The 12,259-nt window shown below is 66.1% G+C and carries 14 protein-coding genes and 1 pseudogene; all 15 read right to left on the reverse strand.

What is annotated here, in order from left to right:
* Nucleotides 1–3: 3 nt before the first annotated feature.
* Nucleotides 4–2,085 (reverse strand): NADH-quinone oxidoreductase subunit L, encoded by a 2,082-nt coding sequence (gene nuoL, locus I0K15_RS02725; RefSeq protein WP_196103921.1) that lies wholly within the window; start codon nt 2,083–2,085, stop codon nt 4–6.
* A 1-nt stretch (nt 2,086) separates the two neighbouring features.
* Complete coding sequence (gene nuoK, locus I0K15_RS02730) at nt 2,087–2,392, reverse strand: NADH-quinone oxidoreductase subunit NuoK (protein WP_196103922.1); 306 nt, start codon at nt 2,390–2,392, stop codon at nt 2,087–2,089.
* A 111-nt stretch (nt 2,393–2,503) separates the two neighbouring features.
* Nucleotides 2,504–3,118, reverse strand: a complete 615-nt coding sequence (locus tag I0K15_RS02735; RefSeq protein WP_196103923.1) for an NADH-quinone oxidoreductase subunit J — start codon at nt 3,116–3,118, stop codon at nt 2,504–2,506.
* A gap of 81 nt (nt 3,119–3,199) precedes the next feature.
* Nucleotides 3,200–3,619, reverse strand: coding sequence for a DUF4259 domain-containing protein (locus I0K15_RS02740; protein ID WP_196103924.1), 420 nt, complete (start codon nt 3,617–3,619; stop codon nt 3,200–3,202).
* 10 nt (nt 3,620–3,629) lie between these two features.
* The gene (gene nuoI, locus I0K15_RS02745) at nt 3,630–4,121 is read right to left on the reverse strand and encodes an NADH-quinone oxidoreductase subunit NuoI (RefSeq protein WP_196103925.1); all 492 of its coding nucleotides are present in this window, start codon (nt 4,119–4,121) and stop codon (nt 3,630–3,632) included.
* 7 nt (nt 4,122–4,128) lie between these two features.
* Nucleotides 4,129–4,656, reverse strand: coding sequence for a hypothetical protein (locus I0K15_RS02750; RefSeq protein ID WP_196103926.1), 528 nt, complete (start codon nt 4,654–4,656; stop codon nt 4,129–4,131).
* A 2-nt stretch (nt 4,657–4,658) separates the two neighbouring features.
* The gene (gene nuoH / locus I0K15_RS02755) at nt 4,659–5,693 is read right to left on the reverse strand and encodes an NADH-quinone oxidoreductase subunit NuoH (protein WP_196103927.1); all 1,035 of its coding nucleotides are present in this window, start codon (nt 5,691–5,693) and stop codon (nt 4,659–4,661) included.
* Between the two features lie 4 nt (nt 5,694–5,697).
* Nucleotides 5,698–6,111, reverse strand: a complete 414-nt coding sequence (locus I0K15_RS02760) for a hypothetical protein (RefSeq protein ID WP_196103928.1) — start codon at nt 6,109–6,111, stop codon at nt 5,698–5,700.
* Nucleotides 6,108–6,470, reverse strand: coding sequence for a hypothetical protein (locus tag I0K15_RS02765; RefSeq protein ID WP_196103929.1), 363 nt, complete (start codon nt 6,468–6,470; stop codon nt 6,108–6,110). Before I0K15_RS02765 ends, I0K15_RS02760 begins: the two co-directional genes overlap by 4 nt.
* Nucleotides 6,471–6,474: 4 nt before the next feature.
* Nucleotides 6,475–8,490 carry an NADH-quinone oxidoreductase subunit NuoG gene (nuoG, locus tag I0K15_RS02770; protein WP_196103930.1) on the reverse strand — a complete coding sequence of 672 codons (2,016 nt, stop codon included), beginning with the start codon at nt 8,488–8,490 and terminating at the stop codon, nt 6,475–6,477.
* Nucleotides 8,491–8,711: 221 nt separating this feature from the next.
* The gene (locus I0K15_RS02775) at nt 8,712–9,200 is read right to left on the reverse strand and encodes a DUF3291 domain-containing protein (RefSeq protein WP_230374252.1); all 489 of its coding nucleotides are present in this window, start codon (nt 9,198–9,200) and stop codon (nt 8,712–8,714) included.
* 4 nt (nt 9,201–9,204) lie between these two features.
* Nucleotides 9,205–10,500 (reverse strand): NADH-quinone oxidoreductase subunit NuoF, encoded by a 1,296-nt coding sequence (gene nuoF, locus I0K15_RS02780; protein WP_196103931.1) that lies wholly within the window; start codon nt 10,498–10,500, stop codon nt 9,205–9,207.
* Nucleotide 10,501: 1 nt separating this feature from the next.
* On the reverse strand, nt 10,502–10,726 hold the full coding sequence (locus I0K15_RS02785) for a DUF5337 family protein (RefSeq protein WP_196103932.1): 225 nt from the start codon (nt 10,724–10,726) through the stop codon (nt 10,502–10,504).
* A 30-nt stretch (nt 10,727–10,756) separates the two neighbouring features.
* Entirely contained in the window at nt 10,757–11,512 is a 756-nt protein-coding gene (locus I0K15_RS20955; protein ID WP_230374253.1) for a hypothetical protein, read from the reverse strand.
* Between the two features lie 23 nt (nt 11,513–11,535).
* A pseudogene (gene nuoE / locus I0K15_RS02795) lies at nt 11,536–12,207 on the reverse strand (NADH-quinone oxidoreductase subunit NuoE); the annotation flags it as partial.
* Between the last annotated feature and the right edge of the window lie 52 nt (nt 12,208–12,259).

Here is a 12,259-nt window from a genome sequence, read left to right on the forward strand (position 1 = left end):
ATCTCAGGAAGCTCCCCGGATGGCGAACCACGTGATGATGACGGCGAGGCCGAGGATCATCGCGAAGGCGTAGTGGAAGACGTAGCCGGACTGCGCCCGGCCGGAGAGCCGCGTGAGGAACGGCACGATGCCCATGGCGATCCCGTTGATCCCGCCGTCGATGGTCGCGCCGTCGCCCTTCTTCCAGAGGAACTTGCCGAGCCACTGCGTCGGCTGGACGAAGAGCACCTGGTAGATCTCGTCGAAGTACCACTTGTTGAGCAGGAAGGCGTAGAGCCCCGGCAGCGTCCGCGCCAGCTTGCCCGGCGTCTCGGGCGCGCGGATGTAGAACTGGTAGGCGGTTGCGAGGCCCAGCAGCATGGCAAGGAACGGCGACAGCTTCACCCACCAGGGAACGTAGTGGTAGTTGTCGATCACGTCCGGGCCGTGGGAGCCGTCGGCATAGGCGTCACCGTGGCTGTCCTCACCGTGGCTCTCCTCGGCGGCATGGTCTTCACCATGATCCTCGCCGTGGTCATCGCCATAGGACGGCGCGCCCTGCTGCGCGATCGCCGGGCCAAAGAAGGCATCGGCACCCGAGCCCACGAAGGGCTTGTAGAACAGGGTGCCCGCGAGGATCGCACCGACCGCCAGCACCATCAGCGGCACGGTCATCACCCGCGGGCTCTCATGCGCGTGGTCGTGCGTATGCGCATCGCCCCGCGGCTCGCCGTAGAAGGTGAGGAAGATCAGCCGCCAGGAATAGAAGCTGGTGAACAGCGCCGCGATCACCAGCGCCCAGAAGGCAAAGTAGGCGCTGCCGGCAAAGGCCCCCTCAATGATCGCGTCCTTCGACACGAAGCCCGCAAGGCCGATCGGCACGCCGAACATGTCGTAGCTGAACGGGATGCCCACGCCGGTGATGGCGAGCGTGCCGATCATCATGGTCCAGAACGTGACCGGGATCTTGTCCTTGAGCCCGCCATAGTTCCGCATGTCCTGCTCGTGGTGCATCGCGTGGATGACCGAACCGGCGCCGAGGAACAGCATCGCCTTGAAGGCCGCGTGCGTGAACAGGTGGAACATGGCCGCCTGGTAGAAGCCGACGCCGGCCGCCACGAACATGTAGCCGAGTTGCGAGCAGGTCGAGTACGCGATCACCCGCTTGATGTCGTTCTGCACGAGGCCGACGGTCGCGGCGAAGAACGCCGTCATCGCGCCCAGCGTCACGATGAAGTTGGAGGCGAAGACCGTCTCCTCGTAGATCGGCGACATGCGGCAGACGAGGAACACGCCCGCCGTCACCATCGTCGCCGCGTGAATGAGGGCGGAAACCGGCGTCGGCCCCTCCATCGCGTCGGGCAGCCAGGTGTGCAGGATGAGCTGCGCCGACTTGCCCATCGCGCCGATGAACAGAAGGATGCCCACGACCTCCAGCGCCGGAAGCTCGGCGCCCAGGAAGTTGATCGTGGTCCCGGCCAGCTCCGGCACCTCGGCGAAGATGGTAGAGAACTCCACGCTGTCGGTCAGCAGGAACAGGGCGAAGATGCCCAAGAGGTAGCCGAAATCGCCCACCCGGTTGACGATGAACGCCTTCATCGCGGCCGCACCCGCCGACTGCTTGCGGAAGTAGAAGCCGATCAGCAGGTAGGAGGCGACGCCCACACCCTCCCAGCCGAAGAACATTTGGATCAGGTTGTCCGCCGTCACGAGCATCAGCATCGTGAAGGTGAAGAAGGAGAGGTACGCGAAGAAACGCGGCTTGTAGCTCTCGCCCTCGTGGAACTCCGGATCGTGGGCCATGTAGCCGAAGGAGTAGAGGTGGACGAGGGCCGAGACGGTGTTGACCACCACCAGCATCGTCACGCTCAGCCGGTCGATGCGGAAGGCCCAGTCGGCCACCATCGACCCGCTGTCGATCCAGCGCATCACCGTGACGCTCTGCGCCTCGCCATCGAAGCCGAGGAAGGCGACCCAGCTCAGAACAGCCGCGACCATCACGGCGCCGGTGGTCACGACCTGCGCGCCCTTCTCCGAGATGATGCGCCAGCCGAAGCCCGCGATGATCGCCGCGATCAGCGGCGCGAAGACGATGATCTGATACATGTCAGCCCTTCATCACGTTCACGTCCTCGACCTGGATCGTTCCGCGGTTGCGGAAGAAGCAGACGAGGATGGCCAGGCCGATGGCCGCCTCGGCGGCCGCGACGGTCAGGATGAACAGGGTGAAGACCTGCCCGACCAGATCGCCGAGGAAGGCGGAGAACGCCACCATGTTGATATTGACCGCGAGCAGCATGAGCTCGATCGACATCAGGATGACGATGACGTTCTTGCGGTTGAGGAAGATGCCGAAGATGCCCGTGACGAACAGCAGGGCGGCAACGGTGAGGTAGTGTTCAAGTCCGATCATGCGTTCTTCTCCGGGCCGGACGGCCCCTGATCAATCCGTTATCGCCACGAAGATCGCCACCGCGATGGCGAGGATGATGGCGAACCAGCCGCGTTGCTTGCGCGTCATCGCCTAGAGCCCCTGCCCGGGCTTCACGTCCTTCATCACCACGGCCTCGGCGGGGTCGCGGTACATCTGCTTGAGCACGTTCTGGCGCTTGACGTCCACGCGGTGGCGCAGGGTCAGCACGATGGCACCCACCATGGCCACGAACAGGATCAGCCCCGCCGCCTGGAAGAGGTAGATGTAGTCGGTGTAGATGATCTGCCCGAGCGCCACGGTGTTCTGCGTCTCCGACGGCGTGGGCGAGATGGCGGCGCGCAGCTCGGGTGCGGCATCGGCAAAGGCCCAGACACCGATCACCAGCATCAGCTCCATCACCAGGATCACGCCGATCAGCAGCGCGATCGGCATGTGCTGCGCGATCCCCTGTCGCAGCTCTGCGAAATCCACGTCGAGCATCATGACGACGAAAAGGAACAGCACCGCGACCGCGCCCACATAGACGATGAGCAGGAGGAGCGCGATGAACTCCGCCCCCATCAGGACGAAGAGCCCGCCGGCGGAGAAGAAGGTGAGGATCAGCCACAGCACCGAATGCACCGGGTTGCGCGCGAGGACCACGAGGAGCCCCGCGGCCACCGCCGTGATCGCGAACAGGTAGAAGATGACGGCTGCGACGGTCATGGCAGTCCCTTGGGTGTTGCGCCGGTTCGGCGTCTCTCTATCGGCTGCATCGTTCCGGCTCAAGACCGAGACGACACGCTGTTACGCTAATCGGGCCTTGAGCGCTGCAATCGCGGCCAGAAAGTCCCCGGCCCCGTCCTCGCCACCCTCCATCCACAGCTCCAGAAGCTCGGAGGTCGCCTCCTCCTCGGTCACCAGAGACAGGGCGTCGCGGGCGCGGCTGCGGATGTCGGGAAGGGCCGCGACGGCCGGCGCGTGGCGCTTCAGCGTCGCTGTGATGCTGTACATGATCTCGGGATCGGGCCGGCCGAGGGCGAAGGCGACCGCTTCGGCCGCCGCCACCGCGGCCCCGCCCTCGGGCAGCTCCACGTAACCGGCGGCATGCGAGTCGCGCACGGTGGTGAACGCCTCGCTCACCGCATCGGCGCCGCGCTCCTCGAACTCGTAGAGCCAGTCGCCCGCATCGTCGTTGTCGAAGACGCCTGCGCCCCAGGCTCCCATCGTCCGCGCCTCAGCGGTAGGGCGCGTCGAGCTCGAGGTTGCGGGCGATCTCCGCCTCCCAACGCTCGCCGTTCTCCAGGAGCTTTTCCTTGTTGTAGAACAGCTCCTCGCGCGTCTCGGTCGAGAACTCGAAGTTCGGCCCCTCGACGATGGCATCGACCGGGCAGGCCTCCTGGCAGAAGCCGCAATAGATGCACTTCGTCATGTCGATGTCGTAGCGCGTGGTGCGGCGCGAGCCGTCGTCGCGCGGTTCGGCATCGATGGTGATGGCCTGTGCCGGGCAGATCGCCTCGCAGAGCTTGCAGGCGATGCACCGCTCCTCACCGTTCGGGTAGCGGCGCAGGGCGTGCTCACCGCGGAAACGCGGGGAGAGCGGGCCCTTCTCATGCGGGTAGTTCAGCGTCGCCTTGGGTTTGAAGAAGTACTTCAGCCCCAGCTTGAAGCCCTGGAAGAAGTCCGCCAGCAGGAAGTACTTGGCGGCGCGGTCGAATGTCATGGCCATGCTGATTTTAACCCTCTAACTCGCGGCGCAGATTGCTTGCGCGGTCGCGCAACTCGGATATCGACGGCAATATGTAGGGACAGGTCGTTACATTGACCCCCGGCAGGCAGCCGAAGGAGTCGAACCGCTCCATGGCCGTGTCTGCCTCGTCCAAACTGCGCACTGCACCCTCAACATCGCCGACCTGCATCTGAGCATCGGCATAAGTGATATATAGGTAGGGAAGGCCGAGATACTGCTCGTCTTCCTCCACCAGCGGAATGGCAGCTCCGAGGATCTCGACCTGATCTTGCGCGTCGACGTGATCGATGAGCCGAACCGTCATTTCCCCCATCTGGCCGGTCAGCGAGAAACGCTCCGGAGAAATGAAATCCGTACCTTCGATGACGCGAACGTAATGGCGCAGGAAGCCCGTGTAGTCTCCTGCCTCGTGCAGCGCGTTCAGCTTCTGACGATCGGCTTCGAAATCAGCGCCCGGCTCCTGAGCCGCAGCCCCGGACGCGATCAACAGGAATGCAGCGAGGATCCGGCGCATCCTCACCCTCCGATCGCCCAACGCTGGTAGGCGCCCCAGAACCAGCCGTACTGGGCGAAGATCGCCACCAGCACCACCCAGCCCAGCGACAGCGGCAGGAACACCTTCCAGCCGATACGCATAAGCTGGTCATAGCGGAACCGCGGTACAATGGCCTTCACCATCGCGAAGATGAAGAAGAAGAACAGCACCTTCGCCACGAACCAGAACACGCCGTCGGGCAGGCCCGGCACCGGGCTCAGCCAGCCGCCGAAGAAGAGGATGGTGATCAGCGCGCACATCAGCACCACCGCCATCAGCTCCCCGATCATGAAGAGCAGGAAGGGGGTGGAGGAGTACTCGACCTGGTAACCGGCCACGAGCTCCGCCTCCGCCTCAGGCAGATCGAACGGGGGCCGGTTGGTCTCGGCCAGTGCGGAGATCAGGAACAGGAACACCATCGGGAAGTGCGGCAGCCAGTACCACGAGAAGATCCCGTAATCCCCGTCCTGCGCCCGCACGATGTCCGTGAGGTTCAGCGACGCGGTGGAGATCAGCACGCCCACGATGATGAAGCCGATCGATACCTCGTAGGAGATCATCTGCGCCGCAGAACGGAGCGAGCCCAGGAACGGATACTTCGAGTTCGACGCCCAGCCGCCCATGATCACGCCGTAGACCTCCAGCGAGGAGATCGCAAAGATGTAGAGGATCCCGATATTCAGGTTCGCGACGACCCAGCCATCCGCGAACGGGATCACCGCCCAGGAAATCACGGCGAGCACGAAGGCGATCATCGGCGCGAGGAAGAACACGGTGCGGTCCGCGCCCGCGGGCACCACGATCTCCTTCACGATGTATTTCAGGAAGTCGGCGAAGCTCTGCAGCAGGCCGAACACGCCCACCACGTTCGGGCCCTTGCGCATCTGCACCGCGGCCCAGACCTTGCGGTCGGCATACATCAAAAACGCCAGCGCCACGAGGACGGAGACCGTCACCGCGAGGCATTGCGCCAGGATGATGAGGAAGATGCCGAAATTGGTGTCCCAGAAGTCCATGTCTCTACCCAGTGCAGGTCGTGCGCAGCGTTTCCTCGGAAATCGCGTCGTCGAATATCTCGGCGGCGAGCGCGCCGTCCACCGTTCGCAGTGTCTCTACGGCATCGGCGTTGAAGAAGGAATAGACGGAATAGGGTCCGGGCGTCGTGACGCTCTCCCCCGGGATCTGGCCGCCGCGCCCCGCGGGCACCGTCTCGTCCACCGTCAGCACACCCGTGGCCGGGGGCGGGACCAGCGCATAGGCCGCACAGAAGCTCGCCGGATCGCGCGGGAACACCGTCTCCACCACATAGGCCGTCCGCTGGATCATCGGGGAGTAGACCGCGCGCGCATTGGGCGCATCGGTATTGGTGCCCGGTGCGCAGGCCGCGAGCGCCAAAGTGGTCAGGACGACGGGGATCAGGGCCAGCGCTCTCACAGGCAGGACCTCCCCGTGTCGTTCACGCCCTCGACGATGTAGGTCTCGCCCTCGGGCCGCGCCGTCAGGACGTAGGAGCAAAAGCCGGTGGAGACGCGATCGCGCCCTAGCCCGACGCCCACGCCGACCCCGCCGCGCGAACTGACGGAGATCCCGCCGATCTGCGGCTTGATCGGCCCGACGCTCGCCACCTGCTCGATCTGCCACTCATAAGTGCGCCGCCCGTCCGGCAGCTCCACGATCCGCGACGGAAAGCCCAGATCGCGCGCCGCCCGCTCGATCGGCTCCCCCTGATAATCGGTGGCCTGCGGATTGGCACAGGCCGCCAGCGTCAGAAAGAAAAGAGCCGCCGCGCGCACCGGTTCACTCCGCCGCCACCGGCAGGTCGCGCTCGTGGGCGAGCTTGGAGAGCTCCGCCATCACTTCGGAGGCGCGGGCGATCGGGTTGGTGCGGTAGTGGTCCTTGATCGGGCTCTCGAACGCGCCGCGGCCCATGTCGCCCGCGGGCTCGGCCGTCCACGCGTTCTCGGGCACCGTGTCGATCTCGGCGAGATGCGGCACGGCTTCGAAGAGCTTCGCGCGCAGCTCTGACAGCGAATCGAAGGGCAGCGCCTGGCCCAGCTCCGCCGACAGCGCCCGCAGCACCGCCCAGTTGTCCCGCGCCTCGCCGGGTGCGAAGCCCGCGCGCAACGCCATCTGCGGGCGGCCTTCGGTGTTGACGAAGATGCCGTTCTCTTCCGTGTAGGCCGCCCCGGGCAGGATCACGTCGGCGCGGTGCGCGCCGCGATCGCCGTGCGAGCCCTGGTAGATCACGAAGGGACCCGCGCCGATCTCGATCTCGTCGGCGCCGAGGTTGTAGATCACCTCCGCACCCTCCAGCGCTGCATCGATCCCGCCTTCGGTCACGGCGCCCGCATCCATCGCGCCGACGCGGCCTGCGGCCGTGTGCAGGATCAGGAGCTTCGACTGCGCGGCCTCCGCCGCCTTCATCGCCTGGCCGAGCACCGCAGCGCCGTCCGGGCCGCTCAGCGCCCCCTGCCCCACGATCATCACGCCGGCCGAGCCGTGCTTGTCGGAATGATCCATCTCCGCGAGCTTCGCCAGCGCCGCGCGATCCTCGCCGATATGGGCGTAGTCGTAGGTCAGGTCCGCCGGGGCACCGATCATCGCGACCTTCGCGCCCTTCAGCCATGCCTTGCGGATGCGGGCGTTGAGCACCGGCGCTTCCTTGCGCGGGTTGGTGCCGATCAGCAGGATGCGGTCCGCGTGCTCGATATCTTCGACGCTCGCCGTGCCGACGTAAGCGGAGCGGTTGCCCGCGGGCAGCTTCGCGCCGTCCGTCCGGCACTCGACCGAACCGCCGAGGCCCTCGACGAGCTGCTTCAACGCGAAGGCTGCCTCGACCGGCGTGAGATCCCCGACGAGCCCGGCGACCTTCTTGCCCTTCACCGCCTCGGCGATGGCCGCAAAGGCCTCGCCCCAGCTCGCCGCCTGTAGCTTGCCGTCGCGGCGCACATAAGGACGATCCAGCCGCTGGCGGCGCAGGCCGTCCCAGACGAAGCGGGACTTGTCCGCCAGCCACTCCTCATTGGTGCCGTCGTGGTTGCGCGGCATGATCCGCATGACCTCGCGGCCCCGCGTATCGACCCGGATCGAGGAGCCGAGCGCGTCCATCACGTCGATGCTCTCGGTCTTCTTCAGCTCCCACGGGCGGGAGGTGAAGGCGTAAGGCTTGCTCGTCAGCGCACCGACCGGGCAGAGGTCGATCACGTTGCCCTGCAGCTCGCTGGTCAGCATCTGGCCGAGATAGGAGGTGATCTCCGAATCCTCGCCACGCCCGGTCTGACCCATCTCCGGCACGCCCGCGACCTCGGTCACGAAGCGCACGCAGCGGGTGCAGGAGATGCAGCGCGTCATCTTGGTGCCGACGAGCGGGCCCAGATCCGGATCCACCGCCGCACGCTTCTCCTCGCGGAAGCGGGAGAAATCGACGCCGTAGGCCATCGCCTGGTCCTGAAGGTCGCACTCGCCGCCCTGGTCGCAGATCGGGCAGTCGAGCGGGTGGTTGATGAGCAGGAACTCCATCACCCCCTCCCGCGCCTTCTTGACCATCGGGCTCTTGGTCTTCACCTCCGGCGGCTGGCCGTCCGGGCCGCCGCGCAGGTCGCGCACCTGCATCGCGCAGGAGGCGGCGGGCTTCGGCGGGCCGCCCACGACCTCGACGAGGCACATGCGGCAGTTGCCCGCGATCGAGAGCCGCTCGTGATAGCAGAAGCGCGGGATCTCCACCCCCGCCTGCTCACAGGCCTGCAGGATGGTGAGCGCCGGATCGACCTCGATCTCGGCCCCGTCGATGATGATCTTGCGAAGGTCGGTCATTGCTCGATACCTACCTGAAAATATAGAGAAAAAGGCTCAAGACCGCTCCGAATCCCAGCCCGCCGCACACGATCTTCCATGTCGGCATCGGTTTGTGGTGCTTGCCGTACCAGTTAAGCTCCCCGCCGCACAGCACACATTGCCGGCTCTCCAGAAAGCGGATGTCCCCGCAGTCTTCGCAGATACCGAGAGGCGTATGCCTGTGACGCAGATACAACTCATCACTCCGCCGCGACCTGGGCGCAGGCGTGGGTGCGCCACATGCCTGCGTCTTCCAGGTAGGACCAGCCGAACGCGTCGTCGGTCTGCCCGTGTTCCTCGAGGTGAGCCAGGCGCGCCAGGGCCTCGTCCAGCGACGGCTGATGCCCCTCCGGCACCCACCACATGACGAAGTACATCCGTTCCAGCACCTCGAACCACTCCGCCCGCCGCTTGTAGAACGCACGGTGCAGCGTGTTCCAGACGAAGTGCTCCAGCGACTGCACATCCCGCCAGACCGAGATGTTCGGGATCAGCCTCGGATCCCCCTCGACCGCTATGGACGTCGCATTGCCCTCATCGGACTTCAGACGCCAGATGAAGCCGTCCGAACGCTCGGCGATACCGTTGATCGTGTCGAGCGCATCCATGAAGGGCTGAACCAGAGGCTCGCCGGGGGCCGCGCGCAGCCGCCCCATATTCAGTTCAGCGAGTTGGTATCCAGGTCCCAAGCCGTCACTCCGCCGCCATCGCGCCCATGCGGCCCGTGCGCTTGGCCTTGATGCGGTCCTCGATCTCCTCGCGGTAGTGCTGGATCAGGCCCTGGATCGGCCAGGCCGCGGCGTCGCCGAGGGCGCAGATCGTGTGGCCCTCCACCTGCTTGGTCACGTCGAGGAGCATGTCGATCTCCTCGGGCTCCGCATCGCCGGTCACCAGGCGGTCCATCACGCGCATCATCCAGCCCGTGCCCTCGCGGCACGGCGTGCACTGTCCACAGCTTTCGTGCTTGTAGAACTTCGACAGGCGCCAGATCGCCTTGATGACGTCCGTCGACTGATCCATGACGATCACCGCCGCCGTGCCGAGGCCGGAGCCCTGCCCGCGCAGCCAGTCAAAGTCCATGATCGCCTCGTCGCAGATCGTGTGCGGCAGGCAGCGCACGGACGACCCGCCGGGGATAACCGTCTTGAGGTTGTCCCAGCCGCCGCGCACCCCGCCGCAATGCTTGTCGAGCAGTTCGCGGAGCGGGATCGACATCGCCTCCTCGACGACGCAGGGGTTCTCCACATGGCCGGAGATGGCGAAGAGCTTGGTGCCGGCGTTGTTCTCCCGCCCGAAGCCCGCGAACCACGACGCGCCGCGGCGCAGGATCGTCGGCACAACGGCGATGGATTCCACGTTGTTCACCGTGGTCGGCGCACCATAGAGGCCGGTATTCGCCGGGAAGGGCGGCTTGAGCCGCGGCATGCCCTTCTTGCCTTCGAGAGACTCCAGCAACGCCGTCTCCTCGCCGCAGATATAGGCGCCCGCACCGTGGTGCAGGTAGAGGTCGAAATCCCAGCCCGAGCCGGCCGCGTTCTTGCCGAGGAGGCCCGCATCATAGGCCTCGTCGATGGCGATCTGGAGCGCCTCGCGCTCCCGGATGTACTCGCCGCGGATGTAGATGTAGCAGGCATGCGCGTTCATCGCGAAGCTCGCGATCAGGCACCCCTCGATGAAGAGATGCGGATCGTGCCGCATGATCTCCCGGTCCTTGCAGGTGCCGGGCTCGGATTCGTCCGCATTGACCACCAGGTAGGACGGCCGCCCGTCGCTCTCCTTCGGCATGAAGGACCACTTCAGACCGGTCGGAAAGCCCGCGCCGCCGCGGCCGCGCAGGCCGGACGCCTTCACCTCGTCGATGATCCAGTCGCGGCCCTTCTCGATGAGCCCCGCGGTCCCGTCCCAGGCACCGCGCGCCTGCGCGCCCTTCAGCGAGCGGTCGGCCATGCCGTAGATGTTGGTGAAGATGCGATCCTGATCGGTCAGCATTTCAGTCCCCTTCGTTCCGGCGCGCCCGCCGGACATTAACCAGTACAAACAGCGCCCAGATCAGCGCCGCGAGCATGGCGAGATCGGCGAGGATGGCGAAGCGCGGCGGCCAGTTCATCAGCCCGCCCAGCCAGCTCAGCGCCATCCACACCAGGAAGCCGCCCGCAATCACGAACGCCGCTTGGCGTGTCTGTCGCTTTAGCTGGGCCTCACGCCCCTCGTCCATACGTCACTCCGTCGCCCAGGCACGGGCCGTCTACTTTGCCCGCGCCGAAAACTCGGTCTCGCCCCCGTCGGCGAGGACCTTGGCCTGCGCCACCCACTCGTCGCGGGTCACGCGGCCCTTGAACCCTTCGAGGTTCTCGTCGACCCAGGCGACCTCCCGATCGGTCCAGTTCGCGACCTGATCGAAGTGATAGAAGCCCATCCGGTGCAGAAGCTGCTCCAGCTTCGGGCCCACGCCCTTGATCTTCTTGAGGTTGTCGGCCCCGCCGTCGCGCGGCGCGTCGAGCGTCGCGGGCTTGTCCGCATCCGCGACCGTGGTCGGTGCGACCTCCTCGGCGGCGGGCGCAGGCGCGCTCTCGGCCACCGGGGCAACCTCCTCCTCGGCAGCGCGCGGTGCGGGCACCGGCTCGGCCGTATCCGCAGGCGCGGGCTCCGGCGCGGGATCGGGCAGGCGCTCCTCGACGACCGGCTCGGGTTCCGGTGCCGGCTCGGGCGCTGTCGCCGCGGCGGGCTCCGGTGCAGGCTCTGCCGCAGGCTCCGGCGCGGCGGCCGGCGCGGCATCGCGGGCCTGCGCCTCGCTCACCGGGATCGCGTTCGCCTCGCCCCCGGACATGTAGATCACGACCGCGAACACCACGATGATCGCCATGCCGCCGATGAACAGCCCCGCGCTCACCGCCATGCCAAAGAGGAAGATCATGAGGATCGCGATGAAGAATGCGGCGGCCACGCTCACCAGCAGACTAAACGCGACATTGGACATCGGTTTGGTATTCGGATCGGCCATGGCGTTGGTCCCTCCCGTCAATCGCCCGTAATCCGCGCGACTGTATCACCTTTTTCCGCGGCGAGGGCGACGGACATGTTGGCGGCCTGCCGGTTCTCGCCATGTTGTGTCAGCGAGGTCAGCCCGGACAGCGGCTCGGAGGCGAAGCGGCCCTTGCGCGATCCCGGCGTCGGGACTTTGCCCGCATAGAGATCGTCGATGATCTCGCCGAAGCTCTCGGCGGTCAGATCCTCGTAGTAGTCCTTGCCGATCTGGGCCATGGGCGCGTTGGAGCAGGCACCGAGGCACTCGACCTCCTCCCAGCTCAGCTTGCCGTCGGAAGATGTCTGGAACGGCTTCTCCGCGATCTTCTCCTTGCACACGGCGATCAGGTCCTCGGCCCCGCAGATCATGCAGGAGGTCGTGCCGCAGACCTGGATATGCGCGACCTCGCCCACGGGGGCGAGCTGGAACATGAAGTAGAAGGTCGCGACCTCGAAGCCGCGGATATGGGCGAGGCCCAGCATGTCCGACACATGCTCGATCGCGGGGCGGGAGAGCCAGCCCTCCTGCTCCTGCGCGCGCCAGAGCAGCGGAATGATGGCCGACGCCTGCCGCCCCTCGGGATACTTGGCGATCTGCTTCTCCGCCCACGCCTTGTTGGCCGGGGTGAACTCGAAGCTGTCGGGCTGTTCGGGATGAAGTCTGCGGAGCATTTAAACTGGCCTAGCGATTACAAGTGCGTATGGGAGCAGAATGAAGACTGAG

The organism is Pontivivens ytuae (assembly GCF_015679265.1).
In the GTDB taxonomy this organism is placed as follows: domain Bacteria; phylum Pseudomonadota; class Alphaproteobacteria; order Rhodobacterales; family Rhodobacteraceae; genus Pontivivens; species Pontivivens ytuae.

Bases quoted from the DNA above. Each gene is read 5' to 3' on its own strand.
- I0K15_RS02785 (WP_196103932.1), bottom strand. From the start codon at position 10,726: ATGGACGAGGGGCGTGAGGCCCAGCTAAAGCGACAGACACGCCAAGCG.
- I0K15_RS02735 (WP_196103923.1), bottom strand. From the start codon at position 3,118: ATGACCGTCGCAGCCGTCATCTTCTACCTGTTCGCGATCACGGCGGTG.
- nuoL (WP_196103921.1), bottom strand. From the start codon at position 2,085: ATGTATCAGATCATCGTCTTCGCGCCGCTGATCGCGGCGATCATCGCG.
- I0K15_RS02740 (WP_196103924.1), bottom strand. From the start codon at position 3,619: ATGGGAGCCTGGGGCGCAGGCGTCTTCGACAACGACGATGCGGGCGAC.
- nuoH (WP_196103927.1), bottom strand. From the start codon at position 5,693: ATGGACTTCTGGGACACCAATTTCGGCATCTTCCTCATCATCCTGGCG.
- I0K15_RS02750 (WP_196103926.1), bottom strand. From the start codon at position 4,656: ATGCGCCGGATCCTCGCTGCATTCCTGTTGATCGCGTCCGGGGCTGCG.
- nuoI (WP_196103925.1), bottom strand. From the start codon at position 4,121: ATGGCCATGACATTCGACCGCGCCGCCAAGTACTTCCTGCTGGCGGAC.
- nuoG (WP_196103930.1), bottom strand. From the start codon at position 8,490: ATGACCGACCTTCGCAAGATCATCATCGACGGGGCCGAGATCGAGGTC.
- nuoF (WP_196103931.1), bottom strand. From the start codon at position 10,500: ATGCTGACCGATCAGGATCGCATCTTCACCAACATCTACGGCATGGCC.
- nuoK (WP_196103922.1), bottom strand. From the start codon at position 2,392: ATGATCGGACTTGAACACTACCTCACCGTTGCCGCCCTGCTGTTCGTC.
- I0K15_RS20955 (WP_230374253.1), bottom strand. From the start codon at position 11,512: ATGGCCGATCCGAATACCAAACCGATGTCCAATGTCGCGTTTAGTCTG.